The 21564-nt window shown below is 74.4% G+C and carries 9 protein-coding genes and 2 pseudogenes; 5 read left to right on the top strand and 6 right to left on the bottom strand.

The genetic code is table 11. From position 1 onward, the window contains the following. Nucleotide 1: 1 nt before the first annotated feature. On the top strand, nucleotides 2-1117 hold the full coding sequence (gene pcaDC / locus RM812_RS00515; RefSeq protein WP_311570324.1) for a bifunctional 3-oxoadipate enol-lactonase/4-carboxymuconolactone decarboxylase PcaDC: 1116 nt from the start codon (nucleotides 2-4) through the stop codon (nucleotides 1115-1117). An 11-nt stretch (nucleotides 1118-1128) separates the two neighbouring features. Here the strand turns inward: pcaDC and RM812_RS00510 are convergent, their stop codons facing one another. Further along, complete coding sequence (locus tag RM812_RS00510) at nucleotides 1129-3807, bottom strand: ATP-binding protein (protein ID WP_311570323.1); 2679 nt, start codon at nucleotides 3805-3807, stop codon at nucleotides 1129-1131. Between the two features lie 257 nt (nucleotides 3808-4064). Between RM812_RS00510 and RM812_RS00505 the strand changes: the two are divergent. Continuing rightward, nucleotides 4065-4427, top strand: a pseudogene (locus RM812_RS00505) (DUF2510 domain-containing protein); the annotation flags it as partial. Here RM812_RS00505 and RM812_RS00500 read toward each other — a convergent pair. Further along, nucleotides 4419-5009, bottom strand: a pseudogene (locus RM812_RS00500) (TetR/AcrR family transcriptional regulator); the annotation flags it as partial. The pseudogenes RM812_RS00505 and RM812_RS00500 overlap by 9 nt on opposite strands. Before the next feature lie 211 nt (nucleotides 5010-5220). On the opposite strand from RM812_RS00500, the gene RM812_RS00495 reads away from it, so the two are divergent. Together RM812_RS00495 and RM812_RS00490 are read left to right on the top strand one after the other, a co-directional pair. Beyond that, the gene (locus RM812_RS00495; protein WP_311570322.1) at nucleotides 5221-6024 is read left to right on the top strand and encodes a phosphatase PAP2 family protein; all 804 of its coding nucleotides are present in this window, start codon (nucleotides 5221-5223) and stop codon (nucleotides 6022-6024) included. Next, nucleotides 6021-6971 carry a DMT family protein gene (locus tag RM812_RS00490; protein ID WP_311570321.1) on the top strand — a complete coding sequence of 317 codons (951 nt, stop codon included), beginning with the start codon at nucleotides 6021-6023 and terminating at the stop codon, nucleotides 6969-6971. The genes RM812_RS00495 and RM812_RS00490 overlap by 4 nt, the downstream gene beginning before the upstream one ends. Nucleotides 6972-7227: 256 nt before the next feature. Here RM812_RS00490 and RM812_RS00485 read toward each other — a convergent pair whose 3' ends face one another. Continuing rightward, on the bottom strand, nucleotides 7228-9282 hold the full coding sequence (locus tag RM812_RS00485) for a phosphocholine-specific phospholipase C (protein WP_311570320.1): 2055 nt from the start codon (nucleotides 9280-9282) through the stop codon (nucleotides 7228-7230). A 171-nt stretch (nucleotides 9283-9453) separates the two neighbouring features. Here RM812_RS00485 and RM812_RS00480 point away from each other — a divergent pair, with 171 nt between their 5' ends. Continuing rightward, on the top strand, nucleotides 9454-10749 hold the full coding sequence (locus RM812_RS00480; RefSeq protein WP_311570319.1) for an MFS transporter: 1296 nt from the start codon (nucleotides 9454-9456) through the stop codon (nucleotides 10747-10749). Between the two features lie 21 nt (nucleotides 10750-10770). On the opposite strand, the gene RM812_RS00475 is transcribed toward RM812_RS00480, so the two are convergent. The 3 genes from RM812_RS00475 to RM812_RS00465 all read right to left on the bottom strand — a co-directional run bounded on the left by RM812_RS00475 (nucleotide 10771) and on the right by RM812_RS00465 (nucleotide 21526). Continuing rightward, nucleotides 10771-12810 (bottom strand): SWIM zinc finger family protein, encoded by a 2040-nt coding sequence (locus RM812_RS00475; RefSeq protein ID WP_311570318.1) that lies wholly within the window; start codon nucleotides 12808-12810, stop codon nucleotides 10771-10773. Further along, a complete protein-coding gene (locus RM812_RS00470) occupies nucleotides 12807-16457 on the bottom strand; it encodes a DUF5682 family protein (protein ID WP_311570317.1) in 3651 nt (1216 codons plus the stop codon). Before RM812_RS00470 ends, RM812_RS00475 begins: the two co-directional genes overlap by 4 nt. Before the next feature lie 65 nt (nucleotides 16458-16522). Next, nucleotides 16523-21526 (bottom strand): DNA-binding protein, encoded by a 5004-nt coding sequence (locus RM812_RS00465; protein WP_311570316.1) that lies wholly within the window; start codon nucleotides 21524-21526, stop codon nucleotides 16523-16525. Nucleotides 21527-21564: the final 38 nt, after the last annotated feature.

Below are 21564 nucleotides of genomic sequence, written 5' to 3'. Positions count from 1 at the left end.
CATGCTCAACCACCTGACCGAAGGCCCCGCTTCCGCTCCCCCGCTGCTGCTGGGGCCCTCGCTCGGCACCTCGTACGCCCTGTGGGACAAGGTGGCGCCCGAGCTGTCCGTCGGGCACCGGGTGATCCGCTGGGACCTGCCGGGGCACGGCGGTTCGGCGGCGGAGCTCATCGGGCCCGGTGCCACCGTCGGCGACCTCGCCGCTCTGGTGCTGGCACTCGCCGACTCGCTCGGGGTGGAGCGGTTCGCCTACGCGGGAGTGTCGCTGGGCGGTGCGGTGGGTCTGCATCTGGCGGTGCACCATCCGGAGCGGGTGTCGTCCCTGGCCGTGCTCTGCTCGTCGGCGCACTTCAACGGCGCGCGGGCGTGGGAGGAACGGGCCGCGCTGGTACGGGCGGAGGGCCTGGCGAAGCTGGCCGAGAGCGCGGACCAGCGGTGGTTCACGCCGGGGTTCACCGTGCCGGAGCTGGTGCGGGACCACCGGGACGCGGATCCGGGGGCGTACGCCGCCTGTTGTGACGCGCTGGCCGCGTTCGACCTGCGGGACCGGCTCGGCGAGATCTGCGCGCCGACGCTGCTCGTCGCGGGCCGACAGGACCCGGCGACGCCGCCCGCGCATCTGCGGGAGATCGCCGACGCGGTGCCGGGCGCCGCGCTGACCGAGATTCCGGGGGCCTCGCACCTGGCGCCGGCCGAGCGTCCCGAGGCGGTGCTGACCGCCCTGCGCGGCCACTTCGACGGCGGTGCCAGGCGGGGCATGGCGGTGCGGCGTGAGGTGCTGGGCGACGCGCACGTGGACCGGGCGCAGGGGCGGCAGACCCCGTTCACCGCTCGCTTCCAGGACTTCATCTCGCGCTACGCCTGGGGCGAGATCTGGACCGACGAGACGCTCTCGCGCCGCGAGCGCAGCATGGTCACCCTGACCGCGCTGGTCGCGCACGGTCACTACGAAGAACTGGCCATGCACGTCCGGGCGGCCCGGCGCAACGGGCTGACGCCCGAGGAGATCGGCGCCGTACTGCTGCAGACGGCGGTGTACTGCGGGGTGCCGGCGGCGAACTCGGCGTTCGCGGCGGCCCAGCGGGTGCTGGCCGAGGAGGACGGCACCGGGAGCTGAGGCGGCGGCCCTCAGCCGGCGTGTACCGCCTCCAGTGCCTCGCGTGCCCGCGCCACCAGCCCGTCGGCGCCGCACGAGTCCGCCAGCGCCATGCCCCGCTCGAGCTCGTCCGCCGAGCGGGCCGCGATGCCGTACTCCACACGGGCGGCGGCGTGCTCGTACTGGCAGGGGGAGGCCTCCAGGTAGGTGACGGCCTGGCCGGCGAGCCGTACCGCGCGCCGGCCGGTCTCCAGGGCGGCGGCGCAGCGCAGGGCCTCCCCTATGGCGGTGTCCGTGCCGAAGCATTCGGCCTGGCGGCGGGCGTCGGTGACCAGCCGGGCGGCGCGGCCGGGATCCTCGGTGGCGAGGGCGCGGGCGAGCTCGGTCGCCCAGGGGGACACCACCGGGTTGTGCCGGCCGCGTGCGGCCGCCGCCTTCTCAGCGGCCTCCAGTTCGTTGACGCCTTCCTTGGTGCGGCCCGTGGCGAGCAGCAGCCGCCCCCGTACGGAACGGGGCTCGGGCAGCACGATCGTGGACGGGTACGGCGGGTCGAAGCCGTACTGGTCGGCGACGGACCGGGCCTCCTCGACATGGCCGCGGGCGAGCAGGGTGTCGATCAGGTTGCAGACCGCGGACCAGTACAGCGGCAGACCCCGGCCGACCCGCTCCGCGATGCGCAGCGATTGGCGCAGGGACTTCTCGGCCTCCCTGAGGCGGCCACGCCTGCGGTGGCCGAGCCCCACGTAGGTGTGCGCGACGGCGAGGTGGCCGCCGCTCCACCCGGCGCTCTCGTAGGCGCGCAGGGCCTCGGTGAACAGCGCCTCGGCGCGGTCGAGCCGGTCGGTGTAGGCGTAGCAGGTGGCCAGCATCATCGGCAGTTCCAGACCCCACTCGGAGTCGGTCCAGCCGAGCCCGGGAGCGAGGCGGCCGTTGACGAGGGTCCGGTCGCACAGCTCGACGACCTCCTCGGCGTTCTCACCGTGGCTCATGGCGTCGAAGCCGCGCAGGATGAGCAGGGCACGCTCGGTGTTGTCCCGGCCGGTGCGGGTCCCCGCGATGTCGGCGAGGCTCGCGGACCAACCGGGCGAGGACGTCGCGCCGGGATGGAGGCCCTCCCACATGTACTGGACGGCCTGCAGCCGCAGCCGGGCGGACGGGTCCGAGGTGCGGGCGGCCTCCGCCTCGACGGTGCGGACGGCCTCCTCCAGCTGGTCGTTGTGGACCAGGGCCTCGGAGAGCCGGAACACGGCGTTGACGCGTTGGTCGCCGTCGAGGCCGGGCAGTGCGAGCGCGGTGCGCAGGTGGTCGATGGTGGTGGCGGGCGCGGTGAGCAGGGCGGCGCAGCCCAGCTCGTAGAGCACGAGAGCGTGGCATTCGGGCAGCGGCGGTTCCTCGAGGGCGCGTTCGAGGCAGCGGTGGGCCGCTTCGGGGGCACCGACGGCGAGGTGCTCGCGGGCGGCGTCGCGCAGTTGCTCGACGACTTCCGGATCGTCGTCGGGATGCACCCGGAGCAGGTGGCGGGAGGCGGCCGCGGCACCCAGTCCGGAGTCGGTGACCAGTTGGGCCGCTATGCCGTGCATCGCCGTGCACAGCGCGCCGGGGATGGAGTCGTAGACGTCGGTGGCGATCAGCGGGTGGACGAACTCCAGGTCGCCCGCGGCCGGTTGTCCGGCGGCCGGGTCGGGCGTGGTGAGGATGCGGGCGTCGCACAGCAGCTCGGCGCAGCGGGCGGCGTCGGCGCGGTCGAGCGTGGTGAGCCGGGCCACCATGTCGACGGTGATGCCGCCGCCGAGGATGGCGGCGGCCCAGGCGAACCGGGTGGCGTCGACGCCGAGTTGCTCCAGGCGGGCGAGGAGGCCGCCGCCCCGGGCGGACTGGTTCAGGGCGCGCAGTTCGGCGGCGTGCGCCTCGACCGGTTCCAGTTCGCTGTCCCGGACCTTGGCGAGGAGTTCGACCGTCTCGTAGGCGTTGCCGCCGGTGACGGCCCACACCTCGCGGCAGAACGCGGCGTCGGCGTGGTGGCCCACGGTGGCCCGGGTGAGGCCGGCCGTCCCTTGCGGGGTCAGGGCGTTCAGCGGGGCGAGGGGCCGGCCCAGGGCGGCGGCCGCGTCCAGGTGGCGGGCGCTGTCGCCGGTGGCGTCGCCGGGGCGGCGGGCGACCACGACCAGGACGGAGGTCTCGTCGAGCCGTTCGGCGAGCGCGGCCAGCCAGCGCAGGGTCTCCTGGTCGGCCCAGTGCGCGTCGTCGATCAGCAGGACCAGCGGCCACTCCCGTCGGGCGAGCCGGCGCACGACGGCGACCAGGCCGTCGCACACGCCCTGCGGGTCGGCCTGCCGCTCGCCGGGTTCCGCTATGCCGAGGGCGGGGCCCGCGATGTCGTACCAGTCGCCGAGGTACTCCCGCGCCTCCTCCGGGAGCATGGACACCAGCGCGGGCTGGAGCAGTTGCCGTACGACGTTGAAGGGGACGGACCGCAGGGTCTCCCCGCCGCGCGCCGACCAGACGGCGCAGCCCCGGGCCTCGGCGATGCGGCGGGTCTCGGCGAGCAGCGCGGTCTTGCCGACTCCCGCCTCGCCCCTGGCCACCAGCAGGGTGCCGGTGGACGAGCGGTCCGCGCACAGGGTGTCCACCGCCCGTGTGATGGTGGCGACTTCCTCGTCGCGCTCCCAGAGGGAGGCCGAGGCGGCGGTCGTCGACCGTACCTCCGTCATCCCGCTGCCTCCCCAAGTCGCCCGAATGACGTACAGATCCTGAGCCTAGCCGTCCGATGGCGCAAGTGGTGGACCGTCAGGGCAGTAGTTGCCGTGACGGGTGACATGCGGTAAAGCACGGACGACGCGCCGAGCGCTCCATCAGCGACGGCTCCCGTCGGTGTCCGTCAACTCCTGGCGCCCGGCACCGTCGGCCGGAGGCCGGTTCCGGCCGGGCCTCTCATCCCGCTTTCACCGACGCCTCATACGGTGGGCACATGACGCAGGTGACTCCTCCCGGGTGGTACCCGGACCCCGGACAGAAGAATGACGGTCCCGCCACCGAGCGCTGGTGGGACGGCAAGGCATGGACGGACCAGGTCCGTCCCGCGGGGTCGGCCGCCGCGTGGGGACCTCCGACGCAGCCGCCGGCGCCCGACTCCGCGCCCGGGTCGTCCGACTCCGGGCCCGGGCCTTACCCCGCTCCCGGACCGTACCCCGTGCACCCGGGCTATCCCGGGTATCCCGTGCAGCAGCCGTCCGCGCGGCGGCGCCGGCTGCGGACCGGCGCGGCCGTGGTGGCGGCCGTGGCCGTCCTGGCCGGCATCGGTGTCGGCGTGTACGTGCTGGCGGACGACGGCCTCCACGAACCGGACGAGGTAGTCCGCGTCGGCCTGCTCGCCCTCCAGGACGGGCCGCATGCGCAGCATGCCGAAGATCTGCGCGGGCACGTACTCCAGCGCCGGGTGGTCGGCGGGGACCTCTCCCCGTTCGACACCGCGCCCGAGGATCTCCCGGAGCGCGGCGATCTCCGGCTCGACGAGCGCCTCGCGCAGCGCGCACTGGAGTTCCGGGTCCTGCATGACCGCGTGGCCGAGCGCCTGGAGCAGCCCGGTGTCCTTGCCCGCCCCGCCGCCCGCGGCCCGGGCCGCCTGGCGCAGGTCCTCGGCGAGCGACCCGGTGTCGATGCCGACGAAGCGCACCCGGCGGTGGGAGCGCAGCGCCGCGGCCACGAACTGGGGCTTGGTCTTCCACTGCCGGTAGAGCGTGGACTTGCTGCACCGGGTGCTGGCGGCGATGCCCTCCATGGTGACGGCGTCGTAGCCGCAGGACCGGATCTGTTCGAGCACCGCGTCGAAGAACTCCTGCTCACGCTCGGGCGTGATCTTGGAGCGGCGCGAGGTGCCGACCGATTCCGGTCGGTCCGCGGCCTGCGACGTCATCTGCTCTGCTCCTCACCGGGTCCAGTACCACTACAGCGGCACTCGAGACGCCCGTACTTCAGTGTGTCGTATGTCTATCGATACGCCAGTGTACCGGTACACCAGCGTATCGGTACACTGGCGTATCGGAACGAGGTCGTATCGATGAAAACCGTCACACGCCCCCGTCCCTGTGAGCCACACGCACCACCGTCAGCGAAAGGGCCGGGGGATGACTGCCCGCACCGAGCCTGCACCAGCGGAGCCGGACGCACCCGCGCGCCCGCCACTCGTCCGTGAACTCCTGCTCGTCGCGGGACTGTTCCTCGTATACAAACTCGGCCGGCAGCTGGCGACGGGCCACACCGCCGAGGCCTTCCGCAACGCGCGCCACGTGTGGGACTGGGAGCGCGTGCTCCGACTGCCCGACGAGGGCGCGGTGCAGTCCCTGCTCCTGCACGGCGACACCCTCGTGCACGTGGCGAACACCTACTACGCCACCGTGCACTTCCCGGCCACCGCGGCCTTCCTGATCTGGCTCTACCTTCGACGGCCGGGGCACTACGTCCGGGCCCGCCGGGCGCTGGCCGCGGTGACGGGCGCCGCGCTGGTGCTGCACCTCGTCTTCCCGCTCGCCCCGCCGCGCATGCTGGGCGCGACCGGCTTGATCGACACCGCCCGGGTGTTCGGTCCTTCGGTGTACGGACCGCCACGCACCGACCAGTTGTCGAACCAGTTCGCGGCGATGCCCTCGCTGCACTTCGGCTGGGCCCTGATGCTGGCGATCGGACTGATCCTCGCGACGCGCTCGCGCCTGCGGTGGCTCTGGCTGCTGCATCCGCTGGTGACCCTGCTGGTGATCGTGGGCACCGCGAACCACTACTGGCTCGACGTGATCGTGGCGGCGGCCCTGCTCGGCCTCGCGCTCGCGGTGATCCACCTGCCGCACCGCACGCCGCGCACCGTGCCGCCGGGCCGGCCGCCGACGCGACGCCGGGCGGCGGAACAGCCCGAGCTGGTGGGGGCGGGGCGATGAGCGCCGCTCTGATCGCCGTCCTGCTGTCCCTGGTCTCCGCGTGCGCCTACGCCGCCGCGGCCGTGGCCCAGGAACGGCTGGCCTCCCGCAGTTCGGACACGGGCGCCCTGCGCCTGCTGGCCGACGGCGCCTGGTGGTGGTCGGTCGCGCTCAACGCCTCGGCCGCGCTGCTGCACGTCGTGGCCCTCAAGTACGGCCCGCTCACCGTGGTCCAGCCGCTCGGTGCGCTCACCCTGGTCGCGGCGGTGCCCCTGGGGGCGCGGCTGGCGGGCCGGCGGGTGAGCGCGGTCGAGTGGCGGGGCACCGGACTGACGCTGCTGGGGCTGGGCGCGCTGCTGCTCACCGCGTCCGGGCCCGCGCCCGACGACGTCCTGCGCGTGCCGGAGGCGCTGGCGGTCTCCGGCGCCACCGCCGCGCTCATCGGCGTGCTGTCGTGGCCCGGCGCGCGGCCGGGACTGCGGCACGCGACGGCGTCCGGCATCGCCTCCGGGGTCGCCTCGGCGCTCACCCAGACGGTCACGGTCGCCGTCACGGACCGCTCGGGTCCGCTGCTCAGCGTGCAGGTGATCGGGGTGGCGGTGCTGGTGGCGGCGTTCGCGGCGGGCGGGCTGCTGCTGTCGCAGACGGCGTACCGGGGCGGTCTGGGCGCCCCGCTGGCGGTGGTGACCCTCGCCAATCCGGTGGCCGCCGCGGTGATCGGGCTGTCCCTGCTCGGGGAGCGGCTGCGGGGCGGGCCGGGTGGCGTGCTGCTCGCACTGGCCGGCGCGGCGCTTGCCGCGTGGGGCGTGGTCCAGCTGAGCCGGGCGACGCCCCGGCCGCCCGACGCCCCCCGTCCGGTGGCCGCCGTCCCGGCCCCGGAGGCGGCCCGCCCGGAGCCGGAACCGACACACCCGGAGCCGGTACTGATGCCCAGGCAACCGGAGCCGGGACACCTCACACCGCTCTGACCACCGTCACCCGGTGACGAACGCCGCCCCCCCGGCCCGGTGGCCGCCGTGCCGGACCCGGAGGCGGCGCGCCAGGGCCCGCGCCGGGACCGGGACCGGCGCGCCCGCAGGCGGTGCTGGTGGCCCGGGAGCCAGGGCCGGGGCGCGCCTCGCCGCGCTGTGATCGCCGCCAGGGCCTGTCTGACCATTCCCGTCGTCGCCCGGAGGGCGGCCACCCACCCATCACCCGCGTGAACAACCCTGCGGGTCAATACACCTAGTCCGTGACGATCGCCGGGTCGCTCACCCCCGGCCGGCCGTTCTCCACGTGCCCGGCGAAGCGCCGCAGGAACGCGGGGTCGGCCTCCCAGGTGACGGTCAGGTCGTACCAGCGTCGGCTCCGCTCCAGGTCGACGGTGTGCCGCACGGTGGTACCGGGGCGCACGGTGACGGTCCTGCCCCGGCCGCCGTAGGCGTTCTCGATCCGCAGACGGACCGTGCCGGAGCCGGGGTTGGTGAGGGTCAGCCGGACGTCGTCGCCGGTGTGCCGGGCGGTGACCTCGGGCCCGGCGACCCGGTTGGCTCCCCGGAAGGCGCGCAGGAAGCCGTTGGGGCCGTGCACGGTCAGGTCGTACGAGCCGTCCGAGTACGCCGCGTTCCAGGTGTCCGCGATGCTCTTGCCGGCCTCCGTGGTGTACGTCCAGGGGCCGTCGGTGCGGTTGCCGGAGGTGACGAGGAAGGCAGCGCCTGCCTGGGCGCCGGAGGCGAAGGTGAGCGTGAACCTGCCCGCCGCCGCGTCCACGGCGCCGTCCACGTGCGGGGCGTACCGCAGCGGGCGGGCGGGGCGCAGGCCGCGCTCCTGCCGGGGCATGTCCGGGTCGGCCGGCGGCGTCGGGCGGTAGTCCGGGTGGCGTTCGCGGTCCGGCGGCTCGTAGGCGTCGGTGTCCGGCAGGCGGGCCGGCCGGCTGTCCTTGCGGGAGAAGTCGAAGGCGCTGGTCAGGTCGCCGCAGATGGCGCGCCGCCACGGCGAGATGTTCGGCTCGCGGACGCCGAAGCGGCGCTCCATGAACCGGATGACCGACGTGTGGTCGAAGGTCTCGGAGCAGACGAAGCCGCCCTTGCTCCACGGCGAGACGACCAGCATGGGCACGCGCGGACCGAGCCCGTAGAAACCCTCGCGGTGGGTCCTGCTGCCGGCGAAGACGTCCAGCGAGACGTCGACGGTGGACCGGCCCTGCGCGTCGGACTTCGGCGGCAGCGGCGGCACCGCGTGGTCGAAGAAGCCGTCGTTCTCGTCGTAGGTGATGAACAGGGCCGTCTTCGCCCACACGGCCGGGTTGGCGGTGAGCGCGTCCAGGACCTGGGATATGTACCAGGCGCCGTAGTTCGAGGGCCAGTTGGAGTGCTCGGAGAAGGCCTCGGGGGAGGCGATCCAGGAGATCGCGGGCAGCCGGTCGGCCTCGACGTCGGCGCGGAGCCGGTCGAAGTAGCCGTCGCCGTTCTTCACGTCGGTGCCGGTGCGGGCCTTGTCGTACAGGGCGTCGCCCGGCTTCGCGTTGCGGTACTTGTTGAAGTACAGCAGGGAGTTGTCGCCGTAGTTGCCGCGGTAGGCGTCGTCGATCCAGCCCCAGTGGCCGGCCGGGTCCAGGCCGTCGCCGATGTCCTGGTAGATCTTCCAGGAGATCCCGGCCTCCTCCAGCCGCTCGGGGTACGTCGTCCAGTCGTAGCCCAGCTCGTCGTTGCCGAGGACCGGGCCGCCGCCCTCGCCGTCGTTGCCCGTGTGTCCCGACCACAGGTAGTAGCGGTTGGGGTCGGTGGAGCCGATGAAGGAGCAGTGGTAGGCGTCGCAGACCGTGAAGGCGTCGGCGAGCGCGTAGTGGAAGGGGATGTCCTCGCGGGTCAGGTACGCCATGGTCGTGGTGCCCTTGGCGGGCAGCCACCGGTCGTACTTGCCGCCCCGGTAGGCGGCCTGGCCGTCGGGCCAGCCGTGCGGCAGCCCCTCCAGGAACTGCATGCCGAGGTCGTCGGCCTCGGGGTGGAAGGGCAGGACCTCCGTGCCGTCGGCCTTGGTCTGGTGCCACACCGACTTGCCGCTGTCCAGGGTCACCGGGTGCGGGTCACCGAAGCCCCGGACACCTCTCAGCCTGCCGAAGTAGTGGTCGAACGAACGGTTCTCCTGCATCAGGACGACGATGTGCTCGACGTCCTCGATCGACTCCGAGCGGTGGTTCGCCGGGAGCGCGGCGGCTCGCTCGATGCTCGCGGACAGCGCGCTGAACGCCGTCGTGGCGCCCGCGAGTTGGAGGAAACGACGCCGGTTGACTTCGGGCATGGAGTGAAGGGCCTCTCGCCTCGGGGGGAACCAACCGGCCGGACGGTGCCGGGTGATGACGGAACGTGCGCGAAAGGAGTGTTCCAGGAGCACCAAACGGCAGGGAAGGGTGTGGTGTCGCTCGTGTGAAAGTCGTCGGTACGTGAGGTGTGCCGGGCGCGTCACCCGGGGATGGTCGCGATCATGACAGGCATGCGCACGGACTCACCGACGACCCGACAGCCGGTACGCCAGCTCCTCGCCGCCTCGGTGGGCAACGCCGTGGAATGGTACGACTGGTACGCCTACACCTTCCTGGCCACCTACATCGCCGACCAGGTGTTCCCCGAGAGCGCGGACGACTCGCTGGTGCCGCTGCTGTCGACGTTCGCCGTGTTCGCGGTGGGCTTCTTCATGCGGCCCGTCGGCGGACTGCTGATGGGCGCGGTCGCCGACCGGCGCGGGCGGCGCGCCGCGCTGACGGTCACCATCCTGCTGATGGGCGGCAGCAGCCTGCTGGTCGGGCTGACCCCGACCTACGCGGCGGCCGGTGTGCTGGCCCCGGTGGTCCTGGTCGTGGCCCGACTGCTCCAGGGCCTCTCGGTCGGCGGTGAGTTCGCGGCGTCGACGACCTTCCTGGTGGAGTCGGCGGGGCCCGGCCGCCGCGGCCTGTTCTCCAGCTTCCAGTACGTCTCGACGACCGCCGGGCAGCTCGTCGCGTCCGGCATCGCGACGGTTCTCGTGGACACGCTGAGCGAGGACCGGATGAACGGCTGGGGCTGGCGGGTGCCGTTCGTCCTCGGTGCCGTGCTCAGCCTGGTCGGCTTCTGGATCCGGCAGGGCGCCCAGGAGACCCGCAGCGCCGAGCAGCGGCGGGCGCCGCGTCCCGGCCTGTTCGAGGCACTGCGCCGCCATCCGCGCGAGTCGCTGCTGATCGGCGGCATCACCGCGGGCGGCACCCTCGCCTACTACACCTGGACGTCGTACCTGCCGACGTACGCGGAGCTCAACACCGGGCTGGACAAGTCGGACGCGCTGCTCGCGGGCACCCTCTCGCTGGCCTTCTTCGGACTGCTCCAGCCGCTGGGCGGAATGCTCTCCGACCGCTTCGGGCGCCGCCCCCTGCTGCTCTTCTTCGGCGTGGGGTTCGCCCTGCTGACCGTGCCGCTGCTGCACTCCCTGCGCGACTCCTTCGCCGTCCTGCTGCTCGTGCAGTGCGCCGGCATGATCCTGCTGACCGGCTTCACCTCGATCAGCGCCGCCGTCAACGCCGAGATCTTCCCGCCCCGGGTGCGGGCGGCCGGCATCGGCTTCCCCTACTCGCTGACGGTCGCCCTGTTCGGCGGCACGGCACCGTACGTGGGCACGCTGTTCAAGGACCTGGGCCACTCCGGGCTCTTCCCCTGGTACGTCGCCGTCGTGTGCCTGCTGTCCTCTCTGGTGTACCTGCGGCTGCCGGAGACGGCGCACAAGGAGCTGGAGCGCTGACCGAGCGCTGACCGCGTCGGCTCATCCCTGCCAGGTGCCACGGCCCAGGGCCGCCTCCGTGGCGGCGAGATAGACGGCCGCGGCGAGCCACTGGGCCGTGTAGTGGTCCTGATCGTCCTCGGCGAGGCGGCCGAAGGCGTCGCGGGTACGGTACGCGGCCACCGCGCCGAGCGTGGCGACCAGCTCCGCGCCGGTGGCGAATCCGCCGCGGCGCAGCGCGGCCACGTGGCCGTGGCGGTCGCTGTCGCGTGCGGGCTCGGCGGCGGCCCGGCGTCCTCCCCCGACCGCCAGTTCGAGGAGGCTGCGAACACGCCGGAGCGGCGAGTCGGCCGAGGGGACGGTGGCGCCGGAGGGGAGGGGCGGGGACGGAAGGGGGAGGTCCGGCGGAAAGTGGCCGCTCTGGAGGTGGTCGTAGCCGAGGTCGGCGCGGCCCTGCCACTCGTCCGGCAGGCGCAGGGTGGCCTCGGTGCCGGGTACCGGCCCGACGGCGAGCGGGCGGAGGGTCGTGACCCGGTCGGGGTCGACGCGGCCGAGGACCCGGATCCGCAGCCCGGGGTACGCGCCCAGCCGCCGCAGGTTGGCGGTGTGCGCGAGACCGGGGTGGCGGTGGGCGGGGGAAAGGCGGACCGGCGGACCGGGGACAGGCCGTACTCGCGTGAACGAGCCGCCTCGGCCTGTCAGTACGCGCACCAGCAGTTCGTCACCGTCGGCCGCGACGATCTCCACGTCGCAGCCGGTCAGTGCCCGGGCCTGCCCGGCTCCGTCGGGGGTCCCCGCGAGGGACGCCGGGAGCTTCCCGGTGGCGGGCTCGGTGATCGGCCGGGCGAACACCGTCGCCGACGCGGCCTCGGTCCAGGACCGGCCGGCGGCGAAGGTGGCACGTACCCCGTTCTCCGGCAGAAGGCGGCCGTCCGGGGCGACGACCGCGCCCGAGACGATCAGGCCGCCGCGGGACAGCCGTGAGTGGTCGCTCAGGAAGGACCGGATGGCGACATGGGCCGTACCGGCGCGGCGGGCCCGGGTGGGGCCGCCGGGTCGAACGTCGCGGAGCGTGTACCAGCGGCCGTCGTCGTCCCGGAGATGGGTGACCACGCCGCCGAGGTCACCGGGGCCGATCACCGGTTCGCGGCAGACACCGTACAGCCGAAGTGGTCCGTCGGGGCGGTGGTTGTGCCGGACGGCGCCGATGAGTGCCGGGTCGGGGTCGGCCGCCTTCAGCCGGTGGGTGACGAGGAGGAGTTCACGCAGGGTGGAGACCAGCTCGGCGAGTCCGTGGGCGCCGTGCGGGCCGCGCACGTCACGCAGACGGCGTACGACGCTCAGGGCCGCGCCCTCCGCGCGGTGCAGACCCGCCAGGCGAGCCGTGTGGGCGGCGCGGAGCAGCTCGGCCTGAAGGACCGCTCCGGCACCGGCCGTTCCGGCCGAGAGCACGGCCGCCGCCGCCGTCCAGAGACCGGAGGCGGCACGGACCTGCTCGACGGAGGGGGCGGCGGGATGTGCCGGCTCCGCGGGGCGGTCGGGGTCCGCCGGGCGGTCCGAGTCGACCGGCCGGTCGGGATCAAGCGGACGGTCGGGATCAGCCGGACGGTCGGGATCGGCCGGACGGCCCAGGTCCGCCAAACGGTCCCGAACAACCGGACGGTGCGGGTCGGCCGGACCGCCCGGTTCCGCAGGACGGTGCCGTCCCGCACCTCGGTCCCGTTCCGTGCGGCGGTTCGGGTCGGTGGGGCGGGCGTCGTCCTCGGGGTCCGCGTCGGCGATCGGGCAGGCTCCCAGTACCGCCGCCCGGTGCAGGCAGCGCGGCGCCAGCAGGCAGGTGCAGTGGGCCTGGTCGGGGTCGGTGACCGTACCGGACGGGTTCGGCTTCAGCGTCACCCACGCGTCCTCACCGCAGCGGACGCGGAACGTGCCGTCCTCGGTGGTGACGACGGGCTCGGCGGCCACGGCCTCGACAGCGGTGTCCAGTCGGCCGCGCAGCCGCGTGGTCAGGCCGGCCACCACGGAGGCGAACACCTCCGGTGCGACCGGCGGGAGGGGGATGTCCGGGCGGGAAGAGGTCATCGGGTGGCTCCACGGACACGCTCGCCCACCCAGCGGGCGAGCGAGAGGGGGCTGAGGGCGGCCACCGGCATGCCGGCCGCGACGAGTTGCCGAGCGATCGGCACCGAGTAGCAGGGGACGCCGTCGGCGTCCAGCGCGGCGCAGCCCAGCAGGTGGACGCCGGAGGAGACCAGGGCCCTGGTCTCGGCCAGCAGGGCGTCGACCGCGCCGCCCTCGTGGAAGTCACTGACGACCACCACCAGGGTGCGGTCGGGCACCGTCACCAACGAGCGGGCATGGGCCAGTCCGGCCGCGATGTGCGTGCCGCCGCCGACCTTCACCTCCAGCAGCAGGGAGAGCGGGTCGGCGACCAGGCCGGTGAGGTCGGCGACCAGCGTACTGAAGGTGAGGAAGTGGGTGGAGAGCATGGGCGCTCCGCCGAGTACGGCGGCCGTGAGCGCCGACCAGATGACCGAGGCCTCCATGGAGGCGGAGACATCGACGACCAGGATCAGCCGCCAGTCGTTCTGCCGTGCGGTGCGGGTCCTGAAGACCGGCCGTTCGGGGATGACCTCGACCCTGCCGTCCTCCAGACGCCGGGTGTGGGCGAGATTGGCGCGCAGCGTGCGGGGCAGGTCGAGCCGGCCGCCGGGGCGCCGGGTGGGACGCGGCGTGGTGAGGCCGGTCAGCGTGGGGCGCAGGCGGGTGGCGAGTTCCCGGGTCAGCTCGTCGACCAGCCGTTTCACGAGCGGCCGGAGACTGGCCACCTGCTGCTCGGGCATGCCCCGGGCGAGCGACAGCACGGCGGACAGCAGCTCCACGGAAGGGCGTACGGACGCGGGGTCGAGGTGGGCGATCACATCCGTACGGCCGTTGGCGACGGCGCGCCCCAGGACCTCCTCCCGGATGTCCGCGCCGAAGAGCGCTTCGAGGTCCTCGGCCCAGTGCCGGGCACTGGGGTAGCCCCGGCCCTGGCCCCCGGTGCGGTCTCGGTCGCCCGCGCCGCGGCCGTCGGCCGGGGATGCGTCGCCGTGCCCCTGCTCGCCGCCGTCGGCGCTCGCGTCGGTCGCCGCGCTCGCCCCGCCGTCCTCCCCGCTCTGCCCCGTCTCTCCGCCCTGCCCGTCCTGCCCGAACAGCTCGTCCAGGGCCCGGGCATACGGCAGCAGGGCCGGAGGGAGTTTCGCCGTTTCGCGGCCCAGCAGCAGCCGCCATCGGTCGGCGGGGCCGAGCCGTGGCGCCCCGTGCGGGGTCTCGACCGGGGCGGGACCGTCCGTGAACGGCACGGCCCCGGAGCCGGACTCGGCCCTGGGCTCGGCCTTGGGCTCGGTTTCAGACCCGAACTCGGACCCGAACCCGAACCCGGACCCGAACTCGGTCTCGGACCCGAACTCGGAGGGCGAGGCCGCCGTAGGGCTCACCAGGCCCGCCAGGCCCAGTCCCCTCAGTACGGCGAACCCTTCGTGGTCGGCCTCGGCCCACCGGCCGACCAGCTCGGCGGACGCGGGGAGCCGGAGGTCGGGGCGGTCGCCCAGGCGGTCGGTCACGGCCGCGAGCAGCCGTCCCCGTCCCTCCCGGGTGAGTGCCAGGAATCCGCCGCGCAGGGCGGGCAGTCGGTCGAGGAAGTCGCGGTCGCTCATGGTCTCGACGCGCTCGAAGAGCGGGTCGAGGGCCGTGGGTACGGACTCGACCAGGGGTCCCGCGGCGACGAGCAGCCCGGTGAGCCGACGCTCCAGCCGGTGCCGGGTGTCCGGTCCCGTCGCCGTTTCGACCCAGCCGGCGAGCCTGTGGCCCAGCAGGTCCGAGCCGTCGAGGTCGAGCAGCACCCGGGCGGCGAGGGCCGCACCCTGGACGAGCGGGGAGCCGGTGCGCGAGAGCCGGTACAGCTCGCTGTCCAGCCGCAGGCCGAGCCGGTCCTCGGCGCTGCGGACGGCCAGGGTCACCACGGCGACGGCGTCCTCCTTCTCGTCGCTGCCCGCCAGCCCCGGCAGAGCACGGACGGCGGCTTCCAGCAGCGTGTCGGCGAGTCCGGCGGCCCGGGCGCGTGTCCGCTCGGTGGTGCCGGGCAGGTGTTCCCGGCGTATGGACTCCAGCAGGTCCAGCGCCTCCAGCAGTTCGGGCAGGCTCGCCGCCCGGGGCAGGACCCTCGCGGCCTCCGTGAGGCAGTCGCCGACCAGGTCGGGCAGGGCGCACCGGGCCGCGGCCCCCAGGACGCCGATGACCCGGGCCGGGGTGACCCCGCCGTCCGCCGACGCCCGGCGGTGGTTCTCCCGGAGGGTGCCGTCGGCCGCCTGGGCGGCGGTGACGCCCCTGACGCCCACCAGTTCCAGCCGGGCGGCGACCGCCGGGGTCCAGGCCGCCCGCCAGCGTGTGGTGAGGGCACTTCCCTCCCCCGCGGTGGACACCTCGACCGGCTCGGCGTAGCCCACCCCGCACTCCTTGAGGCGCTGGAGCAGGATCTCGCGGCGGGCGTCGAGGGCGGAGCGGAGCGGCGAGAGGCGGAGCTCCCGGCGGTCCGGGCCGCTCGGACCGGGCATCCGCAGCGACGCGAGCTCCGCCTCCACCCAGGGGCCGAGTCCGGAACGGGGTGTGCCGGGGGCGAGGTGGCCGCGGCCCTCGCCGACCAGCACCGTCTCCAGTACCCGGCCGAGCGGTTCGCCCCGGCCCAGTACGGACGTCACCGCTTCCAGCAGTTCTGCGCGGCCGGGTGCGGGCAGCCCGCGCAGGGTGCCGAGGTCGCAGGCCAGCCGCAGGGTCTCGATCGCCTCTCCGGTCCCCGCGGGGTGCCCGGACGCGCGGATCTCCCGGCACAGTTCGGTGACGAGGCGGGCGGCTGCGTCGCGTATCCGGTCGGGGTCGCCCTCCGCTTCGAGCACCGCCTGCTGCCAGCGCGGGTCACGGACGCCCGCCGGGCAGCCGGAGCGGGGGTCCAGCAGCGCGAAGACGTACGGCACCAGGGACGTGACGACCGGGGAACCCTGGTCCGGGTGTTCGACGGCCGCGGCCTGCCCCACGGCCCCGGATTCTCCCTCGTCGACCAGGCCGGGCGCGTGGAAGGCGCCGACCACCGCCGCGACCCGGCGCTCCCCGGCCGCGGAGACGACGCGGCGCATGTGTGCCTCGCGGGCGAGGTCGGCAGCCGCGATTCCGCCGCGGGCCGCCCTGTCCCGGCGCAGCGCCCGGCCGAAGTCGAGGGCGGCGCCGCGCACGGCCTCCGGGGTGCTGCCGGGCGCCAGTGCCTCCACCGTACGGTCCCACAACTCGCCCACGTCCGTACCGGCCGGCTCCGCACCGTTTCCGGGCGGGGCCGACCACTCCGGGGCCGCGAGGGGCAGATCGCAGCAGATCACCTCCGCGCCGTGTTCCCGTGCCCAGCGGATCGCCGCCAGTTCCGGGGAGAAGTCGGCGAGGGCGTAGAAGCGCAGCCGTCCGTCCTGGTGCGCACCGGTCAGGGCCACCGGCGCGGCGGTGCGCGGATCGGAGAGGTACGGCAACCACGGCTGGAAGTCGGCCGGCAGTTCGACGCAGACGACCTCGGCGTCCACGGCGTCCAGCAGCCGGGGTACGGCGACGGCCAGTGCCGGACTGTGGTGCCGTACGCCGATCAGGTACGGCCGTGTGCGTGCTGCCGGCGTTGCCGCCCGGGCGGCGGCCTCTTCTCTTGCGGTCATGGGTCCAGGTGAGAGGTTCGGCGGGGACGGCCGCACGGGGCGGCCGTCCCCTCGCGTGGCGGGACTCAGCGGCGGCGCCTGCGCGGTCGCGGCACCTCCATTTCCTCCAGTTGCGGCTCGTCCCCGTCCTGGACGCGCCCCCAGGCCTCGCGGTACAGATCGGCGACGGGCCGGGTGGGCACGAGGACGCCCAGGGCGGGTGCCTCGCCGTCGAGCAGGTCGTACATCGGCAGCTTCCACCGCTCCAGCGGGAGGTGCGGGTTCCCGGGCTGGGTCCACCCGCCGGGCAGGAACAGCGAGCGTCCGGCCTTGGAGCGGTTGCCCTCGACCACGAGGTCGGTGGCGGCGAGTTCGACGCGGGCGGCACGGAGCCGGGCCGTTCCGCCGCGCTGCTTGCCCCAGCCGGTCCAGCGCGCGGTGTTGCGGTCGGTGGGGTCCGGCATGGCGAGCAGCATCAGGTAGAGGGCTGCTGCGTCCTCGCCGAGGCCGTACCGCTTGGCCACCTCGCCGACCAGGTCGGGCACGGACCGGGCGGGGTCCTGCGGCCACCACAGGCCGTCCTCGTCGCGCTCGCCCGCCACCGGGTTCCCGGGGTCGGCGAGCAGTTCGGCGAACCGTCCGTCGTGGACCAGGCGCAGGGCGCTCTCCACGACGGTCGGTCGCTGGCCGGGGGACAGCGCCGCCATGTGGGGGTCGTGTCCGGCCGGGTCGAGCAGTGCGGTCCGCACGGCGGCGTAGGGCAAGCCGCTCGCGGTGCCCAGCACGACCGCGCCGTAGCGCTCGAAGCCGTCGCCCGTCTCCGTGGGGTCGCCGGCGGCCAGGCGGTACGCCTCCAGGTCGATCCTCCTGTGGAGCTCGACCAGCAGTCCCGGATGGGCCAGCCGGTCGCGGATCGCGGTCAGCACCCCGGGCAGGACGGCGCGGATCGGGTCGCCGGACGGGAGACGGTGGGCGAGCCACGCGGCCAGGGGCACCGCTCCCCTCAGGGTGGGCCCGTCGAAGCCGGGGGTGTCCTCGGTGGCTTCGAGGTAGTAGGCGCCCGTCGTCCAGGTCAGGTCCGCGCTCAACCGGGGTTCGGCGCTCACGTCGAGGAAGCCGCGCAGTGCCTGGGCCGGTGCCCATCCCTTGGGCTCCACGGAACGGACGGCCTCGTGGAGCACGTCCTCGGGGACGGGAGCGCGCCGGCCCAGCCGCCGGTTCCAGACCTCGGCCGCCGCGGCCACGTCGGGGCCGTCCGTCCACAGCCGGGACGGCTCGGTGGGCAGCAGCGCCGCCACGACGGCCCGGAGGGCGCCGATGTCGAGGGTCCTCAACTCGTCCTTGGCCACGAGGGCGTCGGCCGTCTTCACCCCGATGGCCTTCAGGGTCGCGGAGGGCACGCTCACGCGCTTGTCGTCGATCTGCGGCATTCCGGCGAGCACCAGCCGCGCCGTGGTCGGGGTGACGCCGGTGAGCCGGGCGAACTCCTCGGCGGCCTCGGGGCGCCAGGGCGCGGGTCCGCGCCCGGCGAGCTCGGCCCGGAAGGCCGCGGCCCAGCCGGGAGCCCTGGTCGGCCCCGGGACGAACGGCTCCTCGGACTCCAAGGTGTAGGGGGCGGGCGTCTCGAACCGGCCGGAAGGGTCGTGATAGGCCGCGGCGTACTGCCTGCCCTTGCCCTCGGGGTGGCCGTACTCGTGAACGACCCGGTACCAGTCGTCGGGAAAGATCAGGAACGCGCCCTCGCCCAGGTCGAGTACGGTCCCCTTCGTCCAGCCGCTCACGGAGTCGGGCCCGCTGAACAGGCTGTGGTCCAGCACCAGTCGGACACGGCGCCAGTGGCCGGGGTCGAGCTCCGTGAGCTCGTGGGCGTCCAGTTCCTCGAGGAATGCCTCCAGGGCCTGCCGGTGCTCCTCCACGGTGGCCTGAGAAGCCGCCCTCAGGGCCACTACGGCGGGCAGTTCGGGCAGGGCCAGCCCGTTCAGGTGCTGCAACGGTGCCTGTTGGGGCATGGACAGGTGCACTCCGCCCGCGGCGGCCGGCTCGGTCAGGCCCTTCATCGACCGGGAGAGCAGCCGGGGCAGGTCGAAGAGACCGTGCTGGAAGTCGTAGTACCCGCGTTTGTCGCGTTCGGTCAGGCCGACCCCGTTCAGCGCCGAGGCGAGCAGGCGGTCGCCGAGCGCGGGCCGTGGTTCCTCCGGGGCGTCGCCCTCGACCGCCGCGTCGAGCCGGGCCCGCGCCGCGTCCAGGGTGCGCTGTTGGTCGGCGGCGTAGCGCACCACGCCGGCGATGCCCGCGCGCAGTGCCTCGTGGCGGACCTCGGGGAGCAACGTCCGGATCAGAGCCGGCAGTTGGTCCCGGCCGTCCGTCTCGTCGCCGGTCGGCTCCGCCAGGGCCGCTGCCAGCAGTGCCGTCGCGGTGTCCTCGCCGACCCGGCGGAGCGCCGCGGAGCCCTGCGGGTCGCGGGGCTGGAGCAGGTGCCAGTAGCGCAGGGGCGGCAGCACGGCGGTGCCCGCGCTGAAGGGCCCGGCCGCCTGGTGGCGCGCGACCTCGGCGACGACCGCGCCCTCGCTGTCGAGCAGCACGAGGTCGCTCGACCACCGCGTGACGGCCAGGGCCCGGTCGGCGCCGGGGAACATCAGGGCGTGCTCGGGCGTCGCACTCGTTCCGGGCGGTACGACGACCGAGCGTCCGGCCAGGTCCTCGCCCCGCTTCGAACCGTCGGGCAGCGTGATCACACGCCAGCCGAGCAGCCCGTCCACCGGGGCGGACACCGGACCCGGCGCGGCGGAGGGGGCGGGCAGCAACCAGCCGGCGTGGAGGGTGCTGCCCTCCGGCGCGGCGCGCGCGCCCTCGTCGAACCACTCCGGCTCCGCGCGTTCACCCTGCGCATTGCTGTCCGGGTCGTAGGCGTGCCAGCCGCTGTTCCTCTCGTCGGACCAGTCCTTGAACCACACCCAGTACGACGTGCCGTCGCTGATCACCTCGCGCCTCGACGGCACGTGGGTGTCGCCTCTCCGCAGCACGCCGTATCCGGTGGTCCGGCCGCCCCCGGGGAGGGGGAGGGAGGCGGGCGGCATGCCGTTCATCCCGCCGCTGCCGTCCGCATGGCACGCGTAGGAGTTGCGGACGTCGCCGTCGACCGGTACCGGTGCCGGGGCGTCGGTGTCGCCGTCGTACCAGTAACCGTGGCTGCTGGACGTGGAGAACGAGTACCAGGAGACGAGCAGCCCGCCGTCCACGTACCGGGCGTCGGAACGCCAGCGGTCCGCCTTGTCCGGCAGGCGCAGGTCGTGCTCGAGCACCGTGCCCTCCGCCCCGATCACCCGGGCCCGTGTGCCGCGCAGGACGATGAGGTGCGGCCAGGCCTCGCACACCCTGGTCATCTGCGCCGCCGCCTCGGCGGACTCGGGCGGGCCGACCGCCTCGTCCCAGGCGGGCCAGCCCAGTTCGTCGAGGATCCCGGTCCGGAGCGTGCGGGCGAGCGCCGGGGCCATGCCGGTGCCCAGGGCCTCCCGCACCTCCTTCTCGGCGGTCGCCAGGACCTCGCCCGGCAGCCAGCTCAGTGTCTCCAGAGGACCGCGCCAGCGGGAGAACCCGCCCAGCTCGGTGGTGAGGTACCTCCGGCTGACGTCGGCGACCCACTCGGCGAGCATCGGGCGTCCGCCGGGCGTGTCCGCCAGGGTGGTGACGGTGCGTCTGTCGATGCCCTCGCGCTCGAACGTGGGGCAGCCGCGCCAAAACGCCGGGCGGAAGCGGGTGTCGGCCGCCAGGGCGACGAGGTCGCGCCGCTGGTCGCAGGTCGCCCACTGGTGCAGGTTGAGCATCCAGCGCTCCTCCGGTTCGGCGACCGGTATGCGCAGGGCCAGCAGCTGGTCGAGGAGGTTGACGTCACCGACCGGGGGCGTCAACGTGTCGCCGGACGAGGTCAGTTCGGTGCGCAGCGCGTCGGCCGTGCGGTCGAGCAACGGGTACAGCGCCGCCGGGGCGAGCTTCGAGCGGGCGTCCCAGAGCCCGAGGAACCTGCGCGTCCAGCCGGCCGTGCCGTCGGGGGAACGCACCTCGGCGGGCAGGGTGACGTCGCACAGCCCGGCGTCGGCTCCGGTCTTCTCCAGCAGCTCCAGCCACTGGTTCAGTTCGTCCTGCTCCCACCCCGTGGGCAGCAGCCCCAGCAGCGTGCCGCGGACCGCGGGTTCCCGTCGGGCGAGTTCCACGAGGGCGGGCCGGTGGGCCTTCCACCAGCCGGGTGGTGCCTTGACGGTGCCGGGCAGCGGCAGCACGTCACGCAGGTAGGCCATCTCCTCGGCGAGGGCGTTCTTGCCCGCGACCGCCTTCGCCAGCCGGCGCAGATCGGTCGCGCCCGGACTCGACGGTGCCACGCCGTGCGCGGCGAGCCGGACGAAGAGCCCGCGCAGGTGCCGGAACGCCGTCGCGGCCGGGACCCTGGAGGACAGCCCCTTGGCATAGCCGGCGAGGACCTTGGTCGGCATGGCGTCGGCCAGGGCGAACTCCAGGAAGACCGCGTCCATCCGCGCCTCGTCGAACGGCAGCCCGTGTGCCGTCTCGGCCTTGCGCGCGTTGACGAACATCTGGGAGGCGTACGCCTGCTGGCCGGCGGCGAGGAACACCCGGCCCGCCTGCTCGTAGAAGGTCGGCAGGAAGTGCGGCACGGAGCCCGCGAGCCGTTCGCCGATCGACTCGTAGGTGGCGCGGGCCTTCTTCGCCCGGGACCTCACCATCCGGGCGACCTTCTCCATCTCCTCGACCAGGGACATCGCCAGGTGGCCGTCCGAGGGATGGCGGACCAGCACCCATTCGGGGAAGCCCATGGCCCGGTGCTGCCCGACGCCGACCTCCACCGGCTCGCCCTCGGGTTCGAGTCCGAGGAAGCCCGCGTCCGGGTCCCCGGTCCGGTCTTCGGTGATCAGGCGCACCACGGTCCGGCCCTCCAGCCCGGGGTGCCGGTAGGCCCGGGTGAACACGGGCACGGCCCGGTCGCCTCCGCCCGGGGTGCCCGGCGGCAGTACCGCCCCGGCGCGCAGCAGCTCCTCCACCTCTGCCGCCGCCCCGCCCCGTGTCGTCCCGTCGCTCATGATCGCGTGCCTTTCATGGATGTGCGTACCTCGGTGCT

The sequence above is a fragment of the Streptomyces lancefieldiae genome (genome assembly GCF_031845825.1).
Taxonomy (GTDB): domain Bacteria; phylum Actinomycetota; class Actinomycetes; order Streptomycetales; family Streptomycetaceae; genus Streptomyces; species Streptomyces lancefieldiae.
This window is presented reverse-complemented; position numbering and strand designations above follow the sequence as displayed.

Bases quoted from the DNA above. Each gene is read 5' to 3' on its own strand.
- pcaDC (WP_311570324.1), top strand. From the start codon at position 2: ATGCTCAACCACCTGACCGAAGGCCCCGCTTCCGCTCCCCCGCTGCTG.
- RM812_RS00510 (WP_311570323.1), bottom strand. From the start codon at position 3,807: ATGACGGAGGTACGGTCGACGACCGCCGCCTCGGCCTCCCTCTGGGAG.
- RM812_RS00495 (WP_311570322.1), top strand. From the start codon at position 5,221: ATGACTGCCCGCACCGAGCCTGCACCAGCGGAGCCGGACGCACCCGCG.
- RM812_RS00490 (WP_311570321.1), top strand. From the start codon at position 6,021: ATGAGCGCCGCTCTGATCGCCGTCCTGCTGTCCCTGGTCTCCGCGTGC.
- RM812_RS00485 (WP_311570320.1), bottom strand. From the start codon at position 9,282: ATGCCCGAAGTCAACCGGCGTCGTTTCCTCCAACTCGCGGGCGCCACG.
- RM812_RS00480 (WP_311570319.1), top strand. From the start codon at position 9,454: ATGGTCGCGATCATGACAGGCATGCGCACGGACTCACCGACGACCCGA.
- RM812_RS00475 (WP_311570318.1), bottom strand. From the start codon at position 12,810: ATGACCTCTTCCCGCCCGGACATCCCCCTCCCGCCGGTCGCACCGGAG.
- RM812_RS00470 (WP_311570317.1), bottom strand. From the start codon at position 16,457: ATGACCGCAAGAGAAGAGGCCGCCGCCCGGGCGGCAACGCCGGCAGCA.
- RM812_RS00465 (WP_311570316.1), bottom strand. From the start codon at position 21,526: ATGAGCGACGGGACGACACGGGGCGGGGCGGCGGCAGAGGTGGAGGAG.